The following is a 1683-nucleotide window of genomic DNA, read 5'->3' as shown; positions in this document are numbered from 1 at the left end:
CCCCCTCTGTCAGCCTAGTTGTCCAGTAGGCGGTTTCGCCTGAATTTAACCAATCAGGGGCGGCATGGGAGCATTCATGCCACGCTATTCCGAAGAACGAAAAGCCGCAGTGTTGAAGAAGCTATTACCTCCGCAGAACCGAAGTGTCGTGTCGGTGGCGGCAGAGGAAGGCATATCCGATGTGACTCTGTATAGTTGGTTGAAACAGTGTCGAGAACAGGGAATGCCCGTGCCAGGTAATCGTAATACCGGGGAAGACTGGTCCCCCGAAGCCAAGCTGGCTGTTGTGATTGAAACAGCATCGATGTCTGAAGCCGAACTCAGCGCCTATTGTCGTGAGAAAGGCCTGTATCCGGAACAAGTGCAGCGCTGGAAAGAAGCCTGCCTTCAGGGCGCTGGCATGCAACAAGACCGGGATAAAGCGGCTCAGAAACAGAAACGAGAGTCCCGCAAGACTATCAAAAAGCTGAAAGCGGAAGTTCGCCGCAAAGACAAGGCTCTGGCTGAAACCACCTCGCTTCTGGTGTTGTCAAAAAAGCTCGAAGCCTTGTACGGCGAAGACCCGGACAGCAGCGAGGACGACTGACGCCGCTGGACGAACGTGCAAGGCTCCTGGAGCTGTTTGATGAAGCCGTTGCCGGTGGTGCAGCCCGATACAGGGCCGCAGAGCTGATGGATATCAGCGAGCGCACATTGAAGCGCTGGCGCAGTGCCGACGGTCGGGTGGCTGAAGATCGCCGTCCTGATGCGGAGCAGGTTGAACAGCCTCATAAACTCACCCAGGCCGAGGAGTTGGCCATTCTGAGTGCATGTAATCAACCTCAGTACCGGAGTTCGCCACCGTCGCAGATCGTGCCGTCACTGGCCGACAAAGGCGTCTATCTGGCTTCTGAGTCGTCGTTTTATCGGGTGCTGAAAAAGCACCAACAACAGAATTACCGGGGGCGCATGAAGCCGCCTCGCAAGGTGCCTGAACCGACCAGCTTCACCGCGACAGGCCCGAACCAGGTGTGGAGTTGGGACATCAGTTATTGTCCGTCAGCGGTGCGTGGTCAGCATTGGTATCTGTACCTGATCATGGACATCTACAGTCGCAAGATCGTCGCCTGGGAAATCCATGAGGCCGAATCCGGAGAACTGGCCAGGAAGCTGGTTGAGCGTGCATTGCTGCGCGAGGGCTGCTGGCACAATCCGCCGGTACTGCACTCCGACAATGGCGCGCCGATGACGTCTTACACGCTCAAGGCTCGGTTGGCCGATCTGGGCATGTTGATGTCGCACAGCAGGCCGAGAGTCAGCAACGATAATCCTTACTCGGAGTCGCTGTTCCGGACCGTCAAATACTGCCCGGAGTGGCCCTCAAAGGGCTTTGAATCACTGACGGCAGTGCGTGACTGGATGCTGGCGTTCGAGCACGCCTACAACGAACGACACCTCCACAGCGGTATCCGGTTCGTGACACCAGTAGACCGGCATCGGGGTGTTGATCACGAACGCTTGGCGCACCGGAAAATGGTTTATGAAAGAGCAAAGCGCCGGAATCCACGGCGCTGGTCTGGCCCCACCCGAAACTGGGAAGTGACCGGACCGGTATCGCTTAACCCTGGCAAGTTGCAGGAAATCGAGCGCAATAAATTGGCCGCTTAAACGCGGTCATTTGGACAACTGGGTTGAAAATCGCCG

The 1683-nt window shown here is 56.7% G+C and carries 1 pseudogene; it reads left to right on the top strand.

Annotation, left to right across the window (positions count from 1 at the left end):
* Nucleotides 1-76: 76 nt before the first annotated feature.
* Nucleotides 77-1647 (top strand): annotated as a pseudogene (locus tag DET50_RS19290) (IS3 family transposase).
* Nucleotides 1648-1683 lie beyond the last annotated feature (36 nt).

The sequence above is a fragment of the Marinobacter pelagius genome (assembly GCF_003315345.1).
Taxonomy (GTDB): Bacteria; Pseudomonadota; Gammaproteobacteria; order Pseudomonadales; family Oleiphilaceae; genus Marinobacter; species Marinobacter pelagius_A.
The sequence above is the reverse complement of the archived record's forward strand: the minus strand, read 5'-3'. Positions and strand labels throughout refer to the sequence as shown.